Annotated in this window: 13 protein-coding genes; 5 read left to right on the top strand and 8 right to left on the bottom strand. The window is 66.3% G+C overall.

What is annotated here, in order from left to right; genetic code table 11:
* Nucleotides 1-99: 99 nt before the first annotated feature.
* Nucleotides 100-1,578 (top strand): alpha,alpha-trehalose-phosphate synthase (UDP-forming), encoded by a 1,479-nt coding sequence (locus tag BLQ73_RS17800; RefSeq protein ID WP_093171597.1) that lies wholly within the window; start codon nucleotides 100-102, stop codon nucleotides 1,576-1,578.
* Here the strand turns inward: BLQ73_RS17800 and BLQ73_RS17795 are convergent.
* From BLQ73_RS17795 to BLQ73_RS17785, 3 genes are read right to left on the bottom strand one after another with little or no spacing between them, the layout of a single operon-like run.
* A complete protein-coding gene (locus BLQ73_RS17795) occupies nucleotides 1,575-2,150 on the bottom strand; it encodes a hypothetical protein (protein WP_143020315.1) in 576 nt (191 codons plus the stop codon). The two genes, BLQ73_RS17800 and BLQ73_RS17795, sit on opposite strands and share 4 nt — an antisense overlap.
* Before the next feature lie 46 nt (nucleotides 2,151-2,196).
* The gene (gene otsB, locus BLQ73_RS17790) at nucleotides 2,197-3,039 is read right to left on the bottom strand and encodes a trehalose-phosphatase (RefSeq protein WP_093171595.1); all 843 of its coding nucleotides are present in this window, start codon (nucleotides 3,037-3,039) and stop codon (nucleotides 2,197-2,199) included.
* Between the two features lie 40 nt (nucleotides 3,040-3,079).
* Nucleotides 3,080-3,433 carry a DUF3263 domain-containing protein gene (locus tag BLQ73_RS17785; RefSeq protein WP_093171664.1) on the bottom strand — a complete coding sequence of 118 codons (354 nt, stop codon included), beginning with the start codon at nucleotides 3,431-3,433 and terminating at the stop codon, nucleotides 3,080-3,082.
* A gap of 245 nt (nucleotides 3,434-3,678) precedes the next feature.
* Between BLQ73_RS17785 and BLQ73_RS17780 the strand changes: the two genes are divergently transcribed.
* Entirely contained in the window at nucleotides 3,679-4,959 is a 1,281-nt protein-coding gene (locus tag BLQ73_RS17780) for a S8 family peptidase (RefSeq protein WP_143020314.1), read from the top strand.
* A 136-nt stretch (nucleotides 4,960-5,095) separates the two neighbouring features.
* Nucleotides 5,096-5,500, top strand: a complete 405-nt coding sequence (locus BLQ73_RS32500) for a hypothetical protein (protein WP_093171593.1) — start codon at nucleotides 5,096-5,098, stop codon at nucleotides 5,498-5,500.
* Nucleotides 5,501-5,718: 218 nt separating this feature from the next.
* Here BLQ73_RS32500 and BLQ73_RS17770 read toward each other — a convergent pair whose 3' ends face one another.
* From BLQ73_RS17770 to BLQ73_RS17750, 5 genes are all read right to left on the bottom strand, one after another.
* A complete protein-coding gene (locus BLQ73_RS17770; protein WP_093171592.1) occupies nucleotides 5,719-6,735 on the bottom strand; it encodes an ABC transporter ATP-binding protein in 1,017 nt (338 codons plus the stop codon).
* Nucleotides 6,719-7,756, bottom strand: coding sequence for an ABC transporter ATP-binding protein (locus BLQ73_RS17765; protein ID WP_218125910.1), 1,038 nt, complete (start codon nucleotides 7,754-7,756; stop codon nucleotides 6,719-6,721). The genes BLQ73_RS17770 and BLQ73_RS17765 overlap by 17 nt, the downstream gene beginning before the upstream one ends.
* A gap of 12 nt (nucleotides 7,757-7,768) precedes the next feature.
* Nucleotides 7,769-8,722, bottom strand: coding sequence for an ABC transporter permease (locus BLQ73_RS17760; RefSeq protein WP_093171591.1), 954 nt, complete (start codon nucleotides 8,720-8,722; stop codon nucleotides 7,769-7,771).
* On the bottom strand, nucleotides 8,715-9,656 hold the full coding sequence (locus tag BLQ73_RS17755; protein WP_093171590.1) for an ABC transporter permease: 942 nt from the start codon (nucleotides 9,654-9,656) through the stop codon (nucleotides 8,715-8,717). The genes BLQ73_RS17760 and BLQ73_RS17755 overlap by 8 nt, the downstream gene beginning before the upstream one ends.
* Nucleotides 9,657-9,883: 227 nt before the next feature.
* On the bottom strand, nucleotides 9,884-11,401 hold the full coding sequence (locus BLQ73_RS17750) for a peptide ABC transporter substrate-binding protein (RefSeq protein WP_245691164.1): 1,518 nt from the start codon (nucleotides 11,399-11,401) through the stop codon (nucleotides 9,884-9,886).
* A gap of 765 nt (nucleotides 11,402-12,166) precedes the next feature.
* On the opposite strand from BLQ73_RS17750, the gene BLQ73_RS17745 reads away from it, so the two are divergent.
* On the top strand, nucleotides 12,167-13,102 hold the full coding sequence (locus tag BLQ73_RS17745; protein WP_093171588.1) for an ABC transporter permease: 936 nt from the start codon (nucleotides 12,167-12,169) through the stop codon (nucleotides 13,100-13,102).
* Nucleotides 13,095-13,925, top strand: coding sequence for an ABC transporter ATP-binding protein (locus BLQ73_RS17740; RefSeq protein WP_093171587.1), 831 nt, complete (start codon nucleotides 13,095-13,097; stop codon nucleotides 13,923-13,925). Before BLQ73_RS17745 ends, BLQ73_RS17740 begins: the two co-directional genes overlap by 8 nt.
* Nucleotides 13,926-13,929: the final 4 nt, after the last annotated feature.

Below are 13,929 nucleotides of genomic sequence, written 5' to 3'. Positions count from 1 at the left end.
CCGGCGAAGGCCGCCCTCTGCCGTAGCCCCACGACATCCTATGGTCGGAGGTCAAGTCTGGTTAATCTTTCGGCAAGGGCGGGCGAGGGGCAGGTTTCCATGAACAGCGCTTCACACGAGGATTCCGTGGACGACTCCGTGGACGACATGGTGCTTCTGGCCTCCAACAGGGGCCCGGTGTCCTTCACCGCGGCCGACGACGGAGGGCTGACCCTCCGCCGCGGTGGCGGCGGCCTGGTCTCCGGCCTGTCCGGAATCGCCGCCGAAAGCACGCCAGACTTCCCCGGTGTCCTATGGATATGCGCCGCGCTGTCCGAGGGCGACCGCAGTGCCGTACGGCTGGCGCCCGGCGGCAGGGTGGACCGCATCGGCTATGACACCGGCCCGCTGCGCATGCTGGACATCCCTCCCGCCACCTTTCACCGGGCCTACAACGCCATCGCCAACTCGACCCTGTGGTTCGTCCACCACCTGCTCTACGACACCGCCAACTCTCCGAGGTTCGACCTCAGGTTCCGCCGGGAGTGGGAGTCCTACCGGGCCTACAACGAGGCGTTCGCGGCGGCGCTCGCCGAGGAGGCCGGGCCTGGGGCGCGCGTCATGGTGCAGGACTACCACTTGACGCTGGTGCCGGAGATGCTGCGGAAGTCGCGGCCGGATCTGCGGATCGCGCACTTCTCGCACACGCCGTGGGCCCCGCCGGACTACTTCTCCCTGCTGCCGGGCGATGTGGGGGCCGAGGTGCTGGCGGGCGTGCTGGGGGCCGACCGGGCGGGGTTCCTGTGCGACCGGTGGGCGGCGGCGTTCATGGACTGCTGCGAGGCGCTGCTCGGGGCCGCGGTCGACCGCGGCAGCCGTACGGTGACCCACGGCGGCAGAACCACCCGCATCGGGGTGCATCCGCTCGGCGTGGACGGGCGCGAGCTGTGGTCTCGGGCTTCGGAGCCCGATGTGGAGGCGCAGCTGAGCGCGTTGAAGGAACGGGTCGGAGACCGCCAGGTGATCGTCCGGATCGACCGCACGGAGCTTTCCAAGAACATCGTGCGGGGTCTCATGGCCTACCGCGAATTTCTGGCCGAGCATCCGGAGTGGCACGGCAAGGTGGTGCATCTCGCCTTCGCCTATCCGTCCCGGCATGACCTGCCTGAATATCGCGAATACACCGCCGCGGTGCAGCGGTGCGCGCAGGAGATCGAAGACGAATTCGGCACCCCCGACTGGGATCCGCTCGTGCTCAACGTGCACGACGACTACGCGCGGTCGCTCGCGGCCTTCCGGCTGGCCGATGTCCTGCTGGTCAACCCCATCCGCGATGGTATGAACCTGGTGGCCAAGGAGGGGCCGGTGCTGTCGGCGCGGGCGGCGCTGGTGCTGTCACGCGAGGCGGGCGCCGCCGCGGAGCTCGGCGGCGACGCGATCCTCGTCAACCCCTACGACGTGTCGGCCACCGCAGCCGCTCTGCACGAGGCCCTGGTGATGCCGGAGTCCGAGCGGGCCGAGAGAGCCGATCGGCTGCGCGCGGCGGCGACGGCGCTGCCGCCGCGCTCGTGGTTCGCCGACCAGCTCGGGGCGCTCTAGGTCCGGCTCCAGGTCGCGGACTTCAGGATGGCCGCGAGTCCGGGCGTCCTCCATTGGTCGACGATGAGTATGCCGGACCTGGGGACGAACCATTCCCGCTGTGTGAAGAAGAACTTGTGCTCCCCTGTGGCGTCGACGACGCAGCGGCCGGGCCACGAGCGGTAATGCGCCTTGCGGTCGCCGCCGATCACCCGATATCCGATCGCGGTGGGTTTGCCGTGAACCTGGACGTACTTCCCGTTCTGCGGGCAGGCCCCCAGGTCACCGGTGGGATAGAAGGGCTGCGCGGCCTTGTACGGCTTGACGCCTAGGTGTCCAGTCTTGATGACCTTGGGGCCGAGCACCCAGAAGCTCCGGCATCCGCTGGTGAAATACGGTCCTTGGGGCTTGGCGCACGCGCCTGTCACCACCCGGGTCCAGTCGCCCTTGGTCACGACCTTCCACGTCGAGGGGATCTGCAGGGTCAAGCCCCCACGCAGAGGCAGGGGTTTGGTGCTCGAGGCCGCGGCGGGGGCGGGTACGGCGAGAGCGGTGCCGGCCGCCACCGCAAGAACAATTGCCTTCTTCCACATGAGCCGCGACATTAGCGGCGTTAACTTGCAAAACGCTTGGTATTCGCTACGTGGATTTTCCATCTATCGCCGCCACCAGCGCGCTCAACAGCCCGACGACCCCGGACGGTCCATCGACGACCAGGTCCGCCTGCTTCGCCAGCTCGGTGACCTCCGCCGAACCACTGCACACCGTGACACCCGGCAGCCCACTCCCCCGGACCGCCGCGAAAGCCGCGAGATCCCCGAGGTCATCGCCGGCGAACAACACCGACCTCGCCGACTTCTCCACCAGGAACGCGCCGAGCGCATCGCCCTTGTCCGTACCGGTCGGCCGTAGCTCCAGCACGAACCGCCCCGGCTCGACCGTCAGCCCGTGCTCGGCGGCGAGGGACACGAGCGGCGCGCGCAACGTCTCCAGCGAACCCTGCGGATCGGGCGTCCGCCGCGTGTGTACGGCGAGAGCCCGCCCCTTGTCCTCCACCCACACGCCGCGAAGCGACGGCCCGAGGGCGGCGAGCACCGAGGGCAGCGCCCTGCGCGCCCGCGCCACGCCCTCGGGCGGCGGCGGAGCGGTGACCACGTCGCTCTCCCAGCGTTCGACGCCGTACTGTCCGAGGACGACCAGGCCCGGCACGTCGTCGAGGCCGAGGCCACCGGGGCTCCTGCCGTACGAGATCGCCAGGGCGGCGGGACGGCCGGTCACGATCACGACGGCGCGGGTACGGCGGCCCAGCTCGACGAGGGCGGCGGGGGCGAAGGGGTGGATGCGCGCGGAGGCGGGATCGGCGACGATCGGCGAGAGGGTGCCGTCGAAGTCAAGGGCGATCACCGCGCCGGAGGGGTCGGCCAGGATCGCGCTGAGTCCGGCGGCCCCGGCTTCGGTGGTCGGATGCGGCAGCGTGCTCATGTTGGCGAGCCGTACCCCGAAATCGTGGGTCCCATCCCCATCACGTGCGGCGCGTCCCGAGGCGGCGGGTGGTGCGCTCGCGCTGCCGCGTCGCCCGCAGCCTGCGCAGCCGTTTGATCAGCATGGGATCGTGGGCCATCGCCTCGGGCCGCTCGATTAACTCACCGAGGAGCTGGTAGTAGCGAGTCGTCGAAAACCCGAAACTCTCCCTGATGGCCTGCTCTTTGGCTCCTGCGTAGCGCCACCACTGGCGCTCGAAGGCGAGGATCTCCCGCTCCCGATCGGTGAGTTCTGCGGTGGTCTGCTGGGGGCTGCCCTCCTGCTCCACACTGTCAGGATTATCAGAGTTGTCCGCATTGTCAGGGTTTTCGGGTGGGATCGGCGCGGTGTCCATGCTGTTCTCGCTCTCCTCCTCGGTCCGGTCCACGGCGATCACGGCGCACGCGAACGGCCCGTCGCCATCGTAGTAGGCAATTTGCGGGTGTTCACGTACGGCTCTCGCCCACCCCATAGCGCACTTGACGGGCATAAGCCTCGTTACTGTACGTATCTCTTTGTTTACCGAAGCATCGGACTCACCCGACAGCCTCGTGTCACAATGTGCGCGCGCCGGTTCCGCCGCGTCAGCGGTCCGGCACCGTGCGTGATCCCCCTTCACAACTCGCCCGCCCGGCCGCGGCGACCCAGGACACCGAGGCCCAACCAGTGATCGACGTGCGCATTCGACGCATGCGACGGTACGGCGCGCGCCACGCGCGCCGTACCGCCCCCAGCCCGAAGCCCACCCCGCGAACCACCCCGAAGCCCAACCGGACCTCCCCCTCGACCTATCGCCGCACCATCCAGGCCGCGCTCATACTGCTGCCGCTCTGCGCGGCGGCGGCCATGTTCCGGGGCCCCCTCCCCCCGCCCGAAGCCACCCCGCTCCCCTCCCTCCCCTCACTCCACCGCCTGTCCCGCCCCGCGCAGTGGGCGCTCGGCGCACTGCACGTGCCGCAGGTCTGGCGGCACACCAAGGGCGAGGGAGTGACCGTGGCCGTACTCGACACCGGCATACATTCCACCCATCCCGACCTCATCGGCGCCGTCATCGACGGCCCCGACCTGACCGGCATCGCCCGTACGGCACACGCCTGGGGCAGGCACGGCACCGCGATGGCCAGCCTGATCGCGGGCCGCGGCCACGGCCCCGAGCACGCCCGCGGCGTGATGGGCGTGGCCCCCGCCGCCAACGTCCTGTCCATCAGGGTCGCGCTGGAGAGCGACGATCCCCGGCGGCAGCGGGACAACGGCGCACTGGCCGAGGGCATCCGGCGCGCGGTGGACCTCGGCGCGACCGTCATCAACATGTCGCTCGGGGGCGGCCACAGCTCGCAGGAGGGCTCTGCCGCCGAATCGGCCGCCGTGCGCTATGCGGTCACGCGCGGTGCCGTACTCGTCGCCTCGGCCGGAAACGACGGCGCGAAAGGCAACGGGCGCACTTATCCGGCTGCATATCCGGATGTCCTCGCTGTGGGCGCGGTCGACGATCGCCTGCGAATAACCCCCTATTCCAATGTTTCGGATTATGTATCGGTTCTAGCCCCAGGTTCCGGGATATTGACCGCGACGGGATCCAACTCCTATGCCATCGGGGACGGCACAAGTTCGGCCTCCGCAATGGTCGCCGGTATCGCCGCCTTGATCCGAGCAGAGTATCCCCATCTTTCATCTCTTCAGGTACGTAATGCCATTGAAAGGTCCGCCATGCGCCGCCCCGTCGGGGGTCCGCCCTTCCTGGGCATCGCCGATGCGAGCGGCGCTCTCGCCGCTGCCGCGGAAATGGCGGGCGATCACATCCCTGAGTTAACTAAGGGAAGCGGAGCGGAAGGGCGCGAGTCGCAATCAAGGCAAGCCGCGAACCCGTTCGTCACGGACTGATAAATGTCCTTGCCGTGCGACTTAAATATGGCATTCGCGCACCGAAGAAGCTCAACGGCTTGGACATAATTCTTGGCGGCACATAGTCGCTCGGACACGGGGCAGCCGTATCCGAGAAGTCTTTGGGGGAAACACAATGATCCGTCGCATTCTCGCCGGCTCCGCCATCGTCGGCCTCGCGGTCTTCGGCCCTGCCGCGACCGCCACCGCTGACACCATCAGTTCAAACTGCAGCAGCAACAACCTCATCGGTGTCGCTAACTGCCTGAACGTCGGCCTCCTCGGGTCGCCGATCCAGTCCGTGTTCGGCGGCCACCACTACAAGGGCGGGCACATCGGCGGCCACATCGGTGGCGGACACATCGGTGGCGGCCACATCATCGGGGGCCACATCGGCGGCGGCCACATCGGTGCCCACCTCGTCGGCGGCCACCTCGTCGGCGGCTACTACGGCGGCCACTACGGCCACGTCCACGGCCACGTCCACGGTCACCACCACAACCACCACCACAACCACTTCCACAACACCGCTGCGCGCTAGCCCGTGCTCGCCCGGCCGCGTCCACGGCCACCTGTTCGGCCACCACCACAACCACTTCCAGGTCCTTACCGGCCCCCCGTGGTGCCAACGGTGACGCTGATGGGCGGGGCCGTCCCAGCGGACGACACCCTCTTCTTCGAGAATCGGGGTTGACGAACAGATGAGGCCCTCCACCGGTCCGGATGGTGGAGGGCCCTTCCACTAGTCGACCGGGCGGCTCAGTGCGCCTGAACCACGTCGTGGACCTCGGCGAAGTGACAGGCCACCCGGTGGTCGGTCGCGGGCCGGACCTCCAGCGGAGGCTCCTGCTCGGCGCAGATGTCCTGCGCCTTCCAGCAGCGAGTGCGGAACCTGCACCCCGTGGGCGGGTTCGCCGGAGACGGCGGATCGCCCTGCAGGATGATGCGCTCGCGCCTCTCCCTGCCGTCGGGGTTCGGCACCGGCACCGCCGACAGCAGCGCCTGCGTGTAGGGGTGTGACGGCCGATCGTAGATCTCGACGTCGCCGCCGAGCTCCACGAGCTTGCCGAGATACATCACGGCCACCCGGTCGGAGATGTGGCGCACCACCGACAGGTCGTGGGCGATGAAGATGTACGCCAGGTTGAGCTCGTTCTGCAGCCGCTCCAACAGGTTGATCACCTGCGCCTGGATCGACACGTCGAGCGCCGAGACCGGCTCGTCGCAGATGATGATCTGCGGCTGGAGCGCCAGCCCTCGGGCGATGCCGATGCGCTGACGCTGTCCGCCGGAGAACTGGTGCGGATAGCGGTTGATGTGGTCGGGGTTGAGCCCGACGAGCTCCAGGAGATCCTGCACCTTGCGGCGGCGCATGCCCTTGGGCGCCACCTCCGGGTGGATCTCGTACGGCTCGCCGATGATGTCGCCGACCGTCATCCTCGGGTTGAGCGAGGTGTACGGGTCCTGCATCACCATCTGGACATTGCGCCGCATGCTCTTGAGCTCGCGCCCCCGGGCCTTGGCCATGTCCCTGCCGTTGATCTTCACCGAGCCGGACGTCGGGCGCTCCAACGCCATGAGCAGCTTGGCCAGCGTGGACTTGCCGCAGCCGGACTCTCCCACGATGCCGAGCGTCTCTCCCGGCCGCAGGTCGAAGGAGACGCCGTCGACCGCCTTGATCGCGCCGATCTGGCGCCTCACGAGGATGCCCTGCGTCAGGGCGAAGTGCTTGACGAGGTCGCGCACCTCAAGGATCGGTTCACTCGTGGCTGCCATCGAGGACCTCCCTCCAGTAGTGGCAGGCGCTGCTCCGCGTGTGGCTGATCTCGTAGAGCGGCGGGGCCTCCGACACGCAGTTGTCCTGGCGGTACGGGCAGCGCGGGTTGAACGCGCACCCCGGCGGCATGGCGAGGAGGTTCGGCGGCAGACCCTTGATCGCGTAGAGCTCCTGACCTTTGAGGTCCACCCGGGGGATCGAGTCCAGCAGCCCCTTGGAGTAGGGGTGCGCCGGGGTGCGGTAGACGTCGTGGACCAGGGCCTTCTCCACGATGCGCCCGCCGTACATGACGGCGATCTTGTCGGCGACGTCGGCGACGACACCGAGGTCGTGCGTGATCAGGATCAGACCCATGTTGCTCTCGCGCTGGAGCTCGGCCAGCAGCTCCATGATCTGCGCCTGCACGGTCACATCGAGCGCGGTGGTCGGCTCGTCGGCGATCAGCACCTCGGGGTCCAGCGCGATCGACATCGCGATCATGATGCGCTGGCGCATGCCACCGGAGAACTGGTGCGGATAGTCGTGCACCCGCTGCTTCGCCGCGGGGATGCGCACCCGGTCCATCAGCTCGATGGCCTTCTTCTGCGCGTCCCGCTTGGACATGCCCCGGTGCACCCGGAACATCTCCCCGATCTGCCACCCCACGGTGAAGACCGGGTTCAACGCCGACAGCGCGTCCTGGAAGATCATCGCGATGCGCTGTCCGCGGATCTGCGAGCGGGCCTCGTCCGTCAGCTTGAGCATGTCGGTGCCCCGGAAACGGATCTCGCCGTGCGGGATACGGGCCGGAGGCATGTCCAGGATGCCCATGATCGCCTGTGCGGTCACCGACTTGCCGGAGCCGGACTCGCCCAGCACCGCCAGGGTCTCCCCCTGGTAGAGGTCGTAGCTGACGCCGTTGACCGCCTTGACCACTCCCTGCCTGGTGGAGAACTCCACGTGCAGGTTGTCGACGGCGAGCAGCGGAGTGTTGCCCAACCCTCCCTCGGTCGGCAACACATCGGTGTGTGTCGTCATCATGGAAATCCCCTCCTAACGCAGTTTCGGGTCGAGTGCGTCACGAACGGCGTCGCCGAGCATGATGAACGCGAGAACAGTGACACTCAGGAACGCGGCGGGGAACAGCAGAGGTCCGGCCGCCTCAAGGAACCTCGGACGAGCATCCGAGATCATCACGCCCCAGGATATGTCGGGCGATTGGATGCCCACTCCGAGGAAGGACAGGGCCGCCTCCGCCGAGATGAACATGCCGAGGTTGATGGTCGCGACGACGATCACCGGCGTCACGGCGTTCGGCAGGATATGGCGGAACATCAGCCGCCCGCTGCCCGCCCCGAGCGCCCTGGCCGCCACCACATAGTCCTGGCTCTTCGCCGTGATGACCGCCGCCCGCATGATGCGGAACGTCATCGGCCACGCCAGTACGGCGAGAGCCAGCATGACCGTCCACACGTTCCCCGTCCGGAACACCGCCAGGATCAGCAGCGCGCCGAGGATGCTGGGGATGGCGAAGAAGATCTCGGTCACCCGGGACATCACCGAGTCGGTCGCCCCGCCGGCGAAACCGGCGATCAGGCCGAGCAGGCCGCCCACCATCGCCGTCACGATCGTCGTAGTGATGCCGACGATGATCGAGATGCGGGCGCCGTAGATTGTGCGCGCGTAAACGTCGCACCCGAGGTTGTCCTTGCCGAACCAGTGGGCCGCGCTCGGAGGCTGCCGTGCCGTACTGAGCTGGCAGGTGGTGGCGTCCATCGGGTTGATGGACGTGAACAGGCTCGGGAAGAGCGCCATGACCACCAGGACCGCGATCAGGATCGACGACATGATGAACAGCGGACGCCGCCGCAGGTCATACCACGCGTCGCTCCACAGGCTCGCAGGCTTCTCGACGTAGCCGGGTTTGGTCTCCGGAGCGAGCGGCGGAGGCGGTGAACCGACCGCCGCGGTCGCGGTGACCGGCATCGCGGGTGTGGTCTCACTCATAGCGAATCCTCGGGTCGAGCACGGCGTACAGCAGGTCAACGATCAAGTTGGCCACGATGTAGACCAGCACCAGGATCGTGACGATGCCCACGACGACGGGTTGCTCTCTCAGATAGACCGACTGGTAGAGCTGCTGGCCGATGCCGTTCAGATTGAAGATGGTCTCGGTGATGATGGCGCCGCCCATCAGCGCACCGAGGTCGGCCCCCAGATACGTGATCAGGGGGATCAGCGCGTTGCGCAGCGCGTGCCGGCCGATCACCCTGCGGCGTGGCATGCCTTTGGCGATCGCCGTACGGATGTAATCCGCCCGCAGCGTCTCCACCAGGCTTGTTCTGGTCAGCCTCGTGAGGTAGGCGATGGAGACGCCGGCGAGCACGAATCCGGGCAGCAGATAACTGCGCCAGCCATCAAAGGCTCCCGCGACCGGGAAGAAGTCGATTCCCGTGGACTTCTTGAGCTGAACTCCGAGGAGAAGCTGAAGCACGAACCCGGTGACGAGAACCGGCACCGAGATGAGCAGCAGCGTGACGGCGAGGATCGCGGTGTCGGTGGCCTTGCCCTGGCGCAGCGCGGCCCAGAGGCCGAGGCCGATGCCGATGACCGCCTCAAGCACGAGGGCGGTCAGCGCCAGGTTGATGGTGACCTGGAATTTCCCCGCCATCAGCTCGGAGACGGGAACCTTGGAGAAGGTGGTGCCGAAGTCTCCCTGGAAGACGCCACTGATGTAGTGCCAATATTGGAGCAGAAGCGGATCATTCAGATGATATTGCTCGCGCAGCACCGCAGCGAACGCCGGATCCATGCGCTTGTCCCCGGCGAGCGCCCCGATCGGGTCGCCCGGAAGAGCGAAGACGACGGCGAAGATCAAAAATGTGGCACCCAGCAGAACTGGTATCGCCTGCAACAGGCGCCTTATGACATAACGGCCCATTCAAGCCTCCCGTACATGCCTTGAGGGCAGTCTCTCGCACCAAACGTGCGCGGTGCCGAGCGACTGCCCCCAAATGTGAGCCCGTCAGGGCGGGTAAGCATTTTCCATCACATTCCGCGTTCCTCCGAACGGCCTTACGCAGTCCCCGATCAGGACTTACCCAGCCTTCGAGATCATCTAAATGAATGAAAAATGCACATTAGTCACCCGCCTCCGAAAGAGTCCCCCTAGGACCCACTCGTCTTCGTGACAGCGGTCCAGACGACGTGGTTGAGCAGGTCGATCTTGACGCCCTTGACGTGCTGGGAGAAGGCCGAGTTGAGGCGGTAGAAGTAGACGGGGATGTAAGGCAGGTCCTTGTTCAGGATCGCGCTCGCCTGCTTGTAGAACTCGATGCCCTCTTCCGGCGTGGCCGCGGTGTCTCCCTTGGCGACGAGCTTGTCGAACTCGGGGTTGGAGTAGCGCGAGTGGTTCGAGCCGCCGCCGCCGATGGCCCCCGTCGAGAAGAGCGGGGTCAGGTAGTTCTCCGGAGACGGATAGTCGACGGCCCAGCCGATGCGGAACATGCCCGTGTACTTCTCGGCATCCAGGTCATCGAGAATGTTGCCGAACTTCTCAAACGGCTTCACCACCACCTCGACGCCCAGGGCGGCGCGGACGTTGTTGGCGACGGCCTCGACCCACTCCTTGTGGCCGCCGTCGTTGTTGTAGCCGAGCTCCAGCTTCTTCGGACCGTTCGCCTCGGTGTACAGCTGCTTGGCCTTGGTCGGGTCATAGACGCAGGCCTTGCAGGCGCCCTGGGTGTAGCCGTCGATGGCCGGGTTGATGAAGTCGTCGGCGGGGGCGCGGGTGCCGGAGAAGACGGTCTCGGCGATCGTCTTCCGGTCGATCGCCATGGAGACGGCCTCACGCACCTTGGCGTTCTGGAATTCCTTGTTCGACTTGAGCGGGAACCCGATGTAGCCGATGCCCGCGTCAGGCTGGTCGAGGTAGCGGTCACCGAGCTCGGCCTTGGCGGTCGCGATGGCGGAGGCGGGAAGCTGGTCCTGGATGTCGAGGTTGCCGGCGCGCAGGTCGTTGTAGGAGGTCTCCGCGCTGGTGTAGACCTTGAACTGAAGCTTGGTGAACGACGGCTTCGTGCCCGGATACTTGTCGAAGCGGGTCAGGTCGATCGTCGCGTCGGTGCCCTTGTTGTAGGGCTTGTCGATCTGGAAGAGGCCCTGGCCGATCGGCTTCTTGGCGAATTCCTCGGTCACCTTGCCCGAGGGGTTGAAGGCGGCCTTGGGCAGCGGGTAGAAGGCGGTGTAGCCGAGCATCGTCTTGAACTGCGAGAACGGGTCGGTGAGGGTGACCTCGAAGGTGGTGTCGTCGACGGCCTTAAGGCCCCTCATGGTCTTGCTCGTGGGCGTCTTGCCCTCGCCCGGGGCCACGTCCTTGTAGCCGTCGACCCGGCCGAAGAAGTAGCTGCTGCGCTGGCCGTTGTCCTGGTTGGCGGCGAAGTTCCAGGCATCTACATAGTTCTGCGCGATGAGGGGCTCACCGTTGTGCCAGGTGAAACCCGGCTTGAGCTTGACGGTCCACACCTTGTTGTCGGTCGTCGTGATCGACTCCGCGACGTCCTCAACAGGCTTCTTGTTCTCGTCGTACTTCACCAACGGTGCGAAGATCGCAGCGAGGACCTCCGAACCTTCGGTCTCAGTGGTGTCCCCGGGGTAGAACAGCTTCTGCGGTTCACCGATCTTCATGCGGACCGGCGTCTCACCGCCGCCGGCGGCACCGTCTTTCTGGGTACCACTGCCGCCACCACACGCGGCGACCGCGAGTGCCAACAGCGCGGTACCGGCGACTAGCTGTAGGCCCTTAGTAACACGCATTGTTTGTAGATCCTCCCTCTACAGGTGGGCGATGCCTCGAACCGCGCCGTGGGCAACGCGGCCCGCTCCAGGGGAGGTGTCGTCCCCGGGTTGGCTGACCTGGTCAAACCGGCTGACGCCCTGCCAGTCGATCGCTACCATCCCTCACTACTTCTCACCAGGGAGTCTCTGGCGCGTTGCAGTTCGGTCACACGTGCGTCTGTCGGGCGCCACACGTCATACCAGCTTGCTTGGCAATAAAGCCCCAAACAGGTACAAACCACCCAAACAGACACGAACAGCATAAAAATGGACGAGTTAAGGTACCCTTCCGGGGACAGTGCTCCCGCCAATGCCCGCACGCGTCCATGTCCTGGGCTACCGTTGACCCGCCGAGGATTCTTTGTCCTCTTGGGCTCCCCGGGCCGCACGTCGCGATCCTGACAAGATCAGGTGGCCGATCGCCGCGGCCCGTCGGCTGGGCGCGGGATGTGACGAAGATGACACGGCACTGCGGGGTCGCAGGTGCCAGGGATCAATCCACACAAACACCCTGGAACCCCTCCCCTTGGAGATCACGTCCAACCATGTGCGGCGGCAGCCGCGCGCACCAACGTCCAGCATTCCCGCCCACGCATATCCAATAGAGTCCATGCCATGAGCCAGCCGGAATCCGCCATCGCGGACGCCCAGGCGGGCGGCCGGAATGGCGGCACCCCCCCATGGGGCAAGGAGCCACTGGCCAAGCTCGCCAAACGCTACGGACTTCGGCGTGCCATCGCACGCCCCAGTCTGCCCGTCTACCTGCGCCAACTGTGGGAACGACGGCACTTCATCATGACGTACGCGACCTCGCGCAACGTCTCCAAGTACAGCAACTCTGCGCTCGGCCAGCTCTGGCAGGTTCTGACGCCCCTGCTCAACGCCCTCATCTACTGGCTGATGTTCGGCCTCATCCTGGGCGCGAGCAAGGACATCGAAAATTACCCGGCATTCCTGATCACCGGGATGTTCGTCTTCACCTTCACCCAGCGCTCGGTGACGGGCGGTGCCAAATCGATCTCAGGCAACCTGTCGCTGATCAGGGCACTGCACTTCCCCCGGGCCGCACTGCCGTTGGCGTACACCATCCAGGAGCTCCAGCAGCTCCTGATCTCTATGGGAATCCTGTTCGGCCTGGTGCTGATCACTGGGGAGCCCATCACCCTCGCCTGGCTGCTCATCCCGGTCGTGCTGACGCTTCAGACCTTCTTCAACCTGGGCGCAAGCCTGGTGCTCGCGCGTGTCGGCGCGAGCGCCCGAGACCTGAACCAGCTCCTGCCGTTCATTATGCGCACCTGGCTGTACACCTCCGGCGTGTTCTTTTCCATCCAGGACAAGGTGGTCCAGAGCGCAGGTCTGCCCCAATGGGTCGCCGAAATCATGTACGCCAACCCGGCCGCCGCCTATATCGAGGCCATGCGCGACATTCTGATCCAGGACCACTCCCCCCGCCCGTGGATCTGGTTCGCTTGCGTATTCTGGGCAGTGTTCGCGCTGTTCTTCGGTTTCTGGTACTTCTGGCGGGCCGAGGAGAGGTACGGCCGTGGCTGAGCTGACCAAGGAGCTGTTCCCTGTGGAGGAATCCCAGCAGACCCCGAAGTCCCCGCCGCGCCCGGCCCCCGAACCGACTGGCACCCCCACGGTCATCGTCGACGACCTGCACATCGTCTACCGCGTCTACGGCGCCACGACCGACCAGGAGAAAGGCAACGCCGCCAACGCCCTCATGCGCCTCCTCCGCAGGCAGGGCCGCCCCCAGATGAAAGAGGTCCACGCCGTCAAGGGCGTGTCGTTCGTGGCCTACCACGGTGACGCCATCGGCATCGTCGGCCGCAACGGCTCCGGCAAGTCGACCCTTCTGCGAGCGATCGCCGGATTGCTCCCCCCGCACAAGGGCGCCGTCTACACCGACGGCCAGCCCTCCCTGCTGGGCGTCAACGCCGCTCTCATGCGCGAGTTGACCGGAGAGCGCAACATCGTCCTCGGCTGCTACGCCATGGGCATGAACCCCACACAGGTCAAGCAGCGATTCGATGCCATCGTCGACTTCTCCGGCATCGGGGATTTCGTCCAATTTCCCATGTCCACCTATTCGTCCGGAATGGGAGCGCGGCTCCGCTTCGCCATCGCCTCGGCCAAGACCCACGACGTACTGCTCATCGACGAGGCCCTCGCCACCGGCGACCGCGAATTCAAGCGCAAGAGCCAGGAGCGCATCAAGCAGATGCGCGCCGAGGCCGGCACCGTCTTCCTCGTCGCGCACAACCTCGACGTGATCGAGGAGACCTGCAACAGGGTCATCTGGCTGCACAAGGGCAAGATCCGGATGGACGGCGACCCCGAGACGGTCCTCGCCGCCTACAACAAGGGCTGAGGCG

This window comes from Sinosporangium album (genome assembly GCF_900100605.1).
Classification (GTDB): domain Bacteria; phylum Actinomycetota; class Actinomycetes; order Streptosporangiales; family Streptosporangiaceae; genus Sinosporangium; species Sinosporangium album.
Note: the sequence above shows the minus strand (reverse complement) of the source record. Positions and strands in the feature narration are given on the sequence as shown.